Origin of the sequence: Thalassoglobus neptunius (genome assembly GCF_007859735.1) — a bacterium.
Classification (GTDB): Bacteria; Planctomycetota; Planctomycetia; order Planctomycetales; family Planctomycetaceae; genus Thalassoglobus; species Thalassoglobus neptunius.
In genome coordinates, this window is sequence record NZ_SIHI01000092.1 from 1 (window position 1) to 6,905 (window position 6,905).

Here is a 6,905-nt window from a genome sequence, read left to right on the forward strand (position 1 = left end):
ACGGTAAGCTGAATGGCGAGTACCGCTCACAGATGACCAGGACAGAACTCGAAACAAAAGGATACGGCAGACGCTGGCTTGTGGAATCATTCATGAGCGGATTGAAGCGAACCACAGGTGCCGCACTCTCAGCCAGAAGCGAGAAAGCCCTGTTCGTCGAAGCCGCCCTCAAAGTCCTCGCCTACGCCCTGAGGCGTTAGCCCACGATCAAAACCTGTGATTTGTTTTCAACACAGCAATCACGGGTCTTCTTTGCCCACACCTGGAAAGTTCCGGTTCGCATACCAGGACCAACCCACTGTGCTCGCGCGAAGCCGCTGACCTGCAAACTTAAGCCAACGAGGTTAAAGTCTCCGCGGAAATTGAATGCGTTTACAGGTTCTTGTCCATTCGGAATTTTACTTCAGCAAGAGCTCCCAAGACAAAGCCGATCGCGAATGCGATCGCAAGGCTGATGATCCATCCGATCATATACATCTTATCCCTCCTCACGGCTGGATTGCGAACTCGCCACGACAATCTGATTATCGCTTTCAATGATTCCCGGCGTGGGATTCGACCAGTCCCAGCCTGTATAAACGAGTGCGAAGAAGCCTTCCAAGCTGTTACGTCGATGGCCGAGCAAGAAATTGTGCAGCCAGAAGACGGCAAGCCAGGCCAGCATGAGCAAGGTCATCGTCGAGGCGGTGACTGTGAGAAGTGGATACGTAAAAAATCGCATGGCAGTACACTTTCAAATTCAAAGAAGCAGTTTCAAAAGCAGTTGTTCGTGCAGATTCGCGGAGACCATTTCTAAGAATGCTCTCTGCGATCAATGTGTAGATATCGGCCCATACTCCAACAGCAAAACTGCCGGAGTAGATGCTCTGATAGAGCGGAAGACTTCGCCTGTGATAGCTGGCAGCGAATCAACGAGTCATGACAATGGCGCACCAGGTCGACTAAACCACCGCGCACCGTCAGCGCGATCGAATCATGACTCATTCTCTACCATGCAGCTGCCTGCTGAGATTCCGAAGAACAGCATGAGCGCTGGCGGAAGACTCGCTGAACGTCACAACACTCAACCGAAAATGGGCGAAAGAGTGAGTGACGAAGCTGGCGAAGAGCAATTACTTCATTCGGCGCCGGCCCAGAAATGCGGCGGCGAACTCGCGAAGCAGCGCGAGCGAAAAGCATAGACGCGGATCAATTTGCATGACCCGTGTTTCATCAACCCGTGTTCTATCGAAATGTGTGACCACTGAAGGAAAAGCAATCATCGCCCGAATTCCCATTGCAACTAACCGTCCCGGTTGCAAACGTCAATCTATACTGATGTGAAAGAGGCTACCACTCGTTGACACCGTGGTCAAGTTTTTACATTCCTGAATTCTCTGTGCGGAGCATCTTGAATCACTTGAGACTTTGTACGAGATCCGAATTCCTCCGGTTCAAAGTTTTCTAAACGAATGCAAAAATTGAAACGATTTATCCGCCTGCGTCAGAATGCCCTGTCTTTCGATTGCACTGAAGATTGGTTCCGACTCAGGTCTCTGCGACTTGATGCTTGAGCTGATCAACGAAAACGTCTCTGGCACGAATGGGAGCGTGTCCCTTGCTTCGCAGCACACAGATCGTGCGGGCTGGCGTTGGGGCCTGCAATTCCACCGACTTCAATATTGTGGAACTCGTCACTGCGAGTCGTGGAAGGATACTCGGAGGTCCGCCAGCTTCTAACGTTGCGATGATTCCCTCAACGGAATTCATTTCGACAGCGACATTCAGAGTGGCCTCTCCCGACCGAAAACATTCCTCGACCAGTCTCCGAGTACAGAACGAACGATCCAGGAGACAGAATCGCTCATTGCTAAGTTGGGACACCCGAATTCTCTTTCGCTTCGCCACTGGATGATCGGGGTGCAGAACCAGGACAAGTTGTTCCTCGAAAAGCTTCTCGACATCGAACTCTCGGCGAGTCGTCGGGGTGAACGAAACTCCCACATCAAGTGAACCGCCGAGGACTCGGTTTTCGATCTCTCCGGCGGACAATTCCTCAACCTTCAGATTGACCTCCGGGTGCTCGGATGCGAAGCGGGCCACAACTTTGGGGATCAGGTAGGCATTGACAGTCTGAACAACTCCAGCCGTCAGGCGTCCACGAAGCAGATCATCGAACTCGTTGAGCACAGATTGCCCTTCTTCGAGAACATCCAGCGCACGTTGGGCATAGTCGCGATATGTTTCTCCCGCTTGTGTCAGACGAGCTCGCCTGCCGACCCGCTCGAAGAGAGGGATCCCCAGTTCTCGCTCAAGGTCTTTAATCTGTTGCGAGAGAGTTGGCTGAGAGACAAGAAGTTCTTCCGCCGCATTGCGGAAGTGACAGTGCTGAGCGACAGCCAAAAAGTAGCGAAGATGCCGGAGTTCCATTTGATAGCTTTCCCCAATCATTGCGATCACAAGTTCGTCTTGGACAGATCATTCTAAGACTCGTAATATCCCCCTGTCCAACAGACAAGATTTACGTTTTCCTTTCGCAAGAACTCACTACTCTTTAATTTAGGAGAAAATTATGTCGAAAGCCGTCTTCTATCATGCTGGATGTCCCGTCTGCGTCAGTGCCGAACAAACTGTTGCCGACCATCTCAAGGACGAAGTCGAAAAAGTTCACTTGGGAGAGCAGGGCGGTCGAGTCGCCGAAGCCGAACAATCAGGGGTGAAATCAGTCCCAGCTTTGGTGATTGACGGTCAGGTGTTTCACATCAACCACGGAGCCGACTTGTCGGCATTGAAGTAAATCTATGATTCTCGGAAAGATTGAATCGATCCAGGTGGGTCGCCCTCGTCGCTATGACAGCGAGGGCGATTCTTCTAAATCATGGACTTCGGCCATCGGAAAGTGCCCGGTTCAGGGCCGTGTTCATGTTGGATTGACAAACATTGCAGGCGACGAGCAAGCCGATTTGAAACATCACGGCGGTCCTGACAAAGCAGTGCTTGCCTACGCTGCGAAACACTACGACGACTGGAATCTTGAACTTCCCGATTCACCATTCCGGGCCGGCAGCTTTGGAGAGAACCTCACCGTCTCCGGATTCAGCGAGGCCGATTGTTGTATCGGAGACATCATGCGGATCGGCGACTGCGAACTGCAAATTTCGCAACCGCGACAACCATGCTGGAAGCTTTCCCGCTACTGGAATCTGCCCAAGCTGACTATTCAGGTGCAGCAGACCGGACGAACCGGATGGTACTATCGGGTTCATAAGGAGGGTGACATCGAAGCGGGCATCTCCATCGAGCTGATTGACCGCCCATTTCCGGAGTTCACCGTCGCTTGGGCGAGTAGCGTCATGTATGCGAAGCCTCGATCTCCCGATGACGATCTACGCCTGGCCGAATGTCCTGCGCTGTCTGCGTCATGGAAAGAAACTCTCCACCAGCGAGGAATGAAGGGCATCGAGAAAGATTCGTCGCCACGGCTCAACGGTCCCTAAACTCGTTCACTCTCTCCTTTCTCAAATAGCGGCCGATTGCTATTGGATCGCCATTCGGCAATACGCGGAGGTGCCATCGTCCGAGATGGCTGTTCTTCGGTGGCAATTTATTGGCCCCATCATGAGTGCCGGAAGGTTGTCTCTGAACCCGTGCTCTGCTCTCCTGATGCGACTACAATGGAACTTTCAGTCCGAATGAGGAACATCCATGAGATTTGCAGCTTCGTTGTTGGTCGTTCTTTTCAGCGTCTCGTCGTGCTTCGCGATGGAACCCGAGATGCCGTCACTTCTGAAGAATGGTGTGACAGGCAACCGGGATGATTCCAATCAAATTCTGTTTGACTCTGTCAACGAGCGGTTCAACGCTGACCAGCCGCCACTTCTGTTGGCCGTCAGAAACGAGCAACAACTGGAAAACGTCACCTGCGAAGGAATCTATCCGCATCACTTGCAGGGCATCTGTACCGATGGTGAATTCATCTATTGGTCTTTCACAACGACACTCGTGAAGACTGATTTGAACGGCAAGCTGCAGACGAAAGTTCCCGTTGCCAATCATCATGGCGATCATTGTTTCCACGAGGGCAAATTATATGTCGCTGTCAACCTTGGAAAGTTTAACGATCCGGACGGCAATGCCGATTCCTGGGTCTACGTTTACAATGCAGATACCCTGAAAGAAACGTCTCGACATGAAGTGCAAGAGGTCTTCTACGGTGCTGGCGGCATTGGAGTTAATAACGGCAACTTTTTCGTTGTCGGCGGCTTGCCTGGCACCATCGAAGAGAATTACGTCTACGAGTACAACGATCAATTTGAATTCCAGAAGAAGCACGTCATCAACAGCGGTCAAACTCTCTTAGGAATTCAGACAGCGACATTCGCCCACGGGCGCTGGTGGTTCGGATGCTACGGAAAGCCGGCCATTCTGCTGGTCACTGACGCTGCATTTCAGATGAAGGGGTGCTACGAATTCAATTGTTCACTGGGAATTGAAGAACTCCCTGATGGGCGACTGCTGTCAGCAAGCGGGCATTGCGAGAAAGATAAAGGCTGCACCGGCGCTGCGAGAATCGCTGTCCCTGATGAGAAGAGCGGACTCCGCCTATTTAAGACAACGGGAGATAACTAATCATGAATAACGACCATCCCTCAGTTTGTCTCGGACGACGAGCTTTCTTAAAACACGGAACACTTGTATTAACCACCGCTTCCCTTCGTCCCCAATTATTAATCGCCGACGAGAAAGCGCCTCCTTTACGTGTCGGCCTCATCACCGACCTGCACTATGCTGATAAAGCGCCCGCTGGAACTCGTCACTATCGGGAAACGCTTCCCAAGCTCGAAGAAGCAGGACAAAAGTTCACGCAGAATCAGCCATCGTTTCTGGTCGAACTTGGTGACTTAATCGACGCTGCCGACTCTGTGGCTGTCGAGCAAAACTACTTGAAGACGATCAATCGAAAGTTTTCGGCAATCTCCAAAGATCGACACTACGTCCTGGGGAATCATTGCGTCGACACTCTGAAGAAGGAGGAGTTTCTGGCCGGTGTCGAACAGGAGAAGTCTTATTATTCATTTGAACGTGGAGGCGTCCACTTCGTCTTGCTGGACTCTTGCTTTCGCAGCGATGGAGAGCCGTACGGAAGAAAGAACTTCCAGTGGACGGATGCGAATATTCCTGCTGCCGAACTCGAATTGCTGGAGAGTGACCTGAAAGCGACCGATAGACCGGTCGTCGTCTTCGCACACCAAAGGCTCGACGTTAACAATAATCACGGTGTGAAGAACAACGCCGAAGTGCGTCAAGTCCTCGCCGGATCGGGCAACGTGCTGGCTGTCTTTCAAGGTCACAGCCATAAGAATGATCTTAAAGAAATCGATGGCATCCACTACTGCACCCTCGTTGCGATGGTCGAAGGTGAGGGGATCGAGAACAACGGGTACTCACTCCTCGACATCGAGCCGAACGGAACCATCCGCCTCACCGGATTTCGCAAGCAAAAATCCTACGAATGGGACCATCAGGGATGAACGTGAAGCCAGGGCGGTATCGCCACTACAAGGGCAAAGACTACCTCGTCATCGGAGTCGCACAGCACAGCGAAACCGAGGAGAAACTCGTCGTCTACCGACCCGACTATGGTGACCGAAACCTCTGGGTCCGACCGCTCGAAATGTTTACCCAGACAGTGAACGTAAACGACAAACCCGTCCCTCGCTTCGAATATATTGGAGAGAATTAACTTCGCTCAATCCACAACATGGACTCACATCTCTCCGGCTCCCAGCTTTTCAATCGACGGTCCACCGTGACCTAACCTCTGATTGCCTTGTTGAAGATACTTCAGGAAAGGCGAGATAAGAATGCGCTAAGATTTGGAGATGCGCGATTTCACTGTAGCGGAATGATCGCAGGCATCGATCAAACTCCACTGGAGATAACCTCAGTGAATGCCTATCAAACAACTCGTAGCCAGCGTGACGAGAGAAGTTCATCGACGCCCTCACCAACACGCTCAGGCGTTAGCGTCTAATCAGCACCTGCGTTTTTTCAATACCGCTATCGGCAGCTTCAAAAGCATCCTTGATGACATCTGTTCCATTGCCTGAAGCAATGTTTCTTGGCTACGATTTCTCTTCGGTAGACAAGGCCGTTCCGTGGTTGGGTACCCTTGGACAGAGTGTTGAGTAACAAAAATGAATCGTTGGAGCAAAGATGAGCTTGTGGACGTTGTCGAGCCCGGAGGACCTTGTATCTCTCCAGAGAACAAGTGCCGTAAATGGGATGATCCGGTATCCTTATCGAATTCCAACTCTGAATGGATGTCCTGAGTGCGGCAACAGTGGCGGGCTAGGAGGAATCATCCCAATTGAATGCCCTCAAGAATTGCGGGAATTATTAGAGACACACATTGACCACGGCGAGTACATCCGTCTGGGTTACGACGAATATCGCAAAGTCGTGGAAGTGGCTCGAAAGTACATTGAAGAGGGTCAGATCATCGCTGGCTCGGAGCTTTTGCCTATGTACTGGCATGTTCCCTCTCCACCGAGACACCTGCTGTTCTGGCCTGGTTTGACGTGCATCTTCCATGAGTCCCTTGTCACGTCATTTGTGCAGAATCAGGTCTCTGGATTGAAGTATATTCCGATTGAGGTTGCTCGCGTTGGAAGTCTTCGCGTCGACAATAAATCCTGGAACCATAAGCTCGACTGCCTGGATGACTCAGAGATGCTGGAGGCTTCACGTCCTTTTGTGGACAATGTCGAGCGCTACGGAAACTTCTTTCTGGTTGAAGCTGTAGACATCGGTTAGAAAACGTAGCGCTCGACGGGCGAAAAACGGAGCGCTGTTGTTGATAAGGAACCCGGTGGAGGGATGTGAGCGTCTCGGCCGGGAGTGTCGGTACAGGTTATTTCGTCTTT

At 51.5% G+C, this 6,905-nt stretch carries 8 protein-coding genes and 1 pseudogene; 7 read left to right on the forward strand and 2 right to left on the reverse strand.

The window, feature by feature from the left end; genetic code table 11:
* Positions 1–200, forward strand: a pseudogene (locus tag KOR42_RS25405) (hypothetical protein); the annotation flags it as partial.
* Between the two features lie 278 nt (positions 201–478).
* Here the strand turns inward: KOR42_RS25405 and KOR42_RS25410 are convergent.
* Both KOR42_RS25410 and KOR42_RS25420 read right to left on the reverse strand, forming a co-directional pair.
* Positions 479–721, reverse strand: coding sequence for a hypothetical protein (locus KOR42_RS25410; protein ID WP_146512611.1), 243 nt, complete (start codon positions 719–721; stop codon positions 479–481).
* An 806-nt stretch (positions 722–1,527) separates the two neighbouring features.
* A complete protein-coding gene (locus KOR42_RS25420; RefSeq protein WP_231741132.1) occupies positions 1,528–2,430 on the reverse strand; it encodes a LysR substrate-binding domain-containing protein in 903 nt (300 codons plus the stop codon).
* A 121-nt stretch (positions 2,431–2,551) separates the two neighbouring features.
* Between KOR42_RS25420 and KOR42_RS25425 the strand changes: the two genes are divergently transcribed.
* The 6 genes from KOR42_RS25425 (at position 2,552) to KOR42_RS25450 (ending at position 6,795) form a co-directional block, all read left to right on the forward strand.
* A complete protein-coding gene (locus tag KOR42_RS25425) occupies positions 2,552–2,776 on the forward strand; it encodes a thioredoxin family protein (protein ID WP_146512614.1) in 225 nt (74 codons plus the stop codon).
* A 4-nt stretch (positions 2,777–2,780) separates the two neighbouring features.
* A complete protein-coding gene (locus tag KOR42_RS25430) occupies positions 2,781–3,476 on the forward strand; it encodes an MOSC domain-containing protein (protein ID WP_146512615.1) in 696 nt (231 codons plus the stop codon).
* Positions 3,477–3,753: 277 nt separating this feature from the next.
* A complete protein-coding gene (locus KOR42_RS25435) occupies positions 3,754–4,608 on the forward strand; it encodes a hypothetical protein (protein WP_197441597.1) in 855 nt (284 codons plus the stop codon).
* Positions 4,609–4,610: 2 nt separating this feature from the next.
* A complete protein-coding gene (locus tag KOR42_RS25440) occupies positions 4,611–5,510 on the forward strand; it encodes a metallophosphoesterase family protein (protein ID WP_146512616.1) in 900 nt (299 codons plus the stop codon).
* A complete protein-coding gene (locus KOR42_RS25445) occupies positions 5,507–5,722 on the forward strand; it encodes a DUF1653 domain-containing protein (RefSeq protein ID WP_146512617.1) in 216 nt (71 codons plus the stop codon). Before KOR42_RS25440 ends, KOR42_RS25445 begins: the two co-directional genes overlap by 4 nt.
* Positions 5,723–6,195: 473 nt before the next feature.
* Entirely contained in the window at positions 6,196–6,795 is a 600-nt protein-coding gene (locus tag KOR42_RS25450; RefSeq protein ID WP_146512618.1) for a hypothetical protein, read from the forward strand.
* Positions 6,796–6,905: the final 110 nt, after the last annotated feature.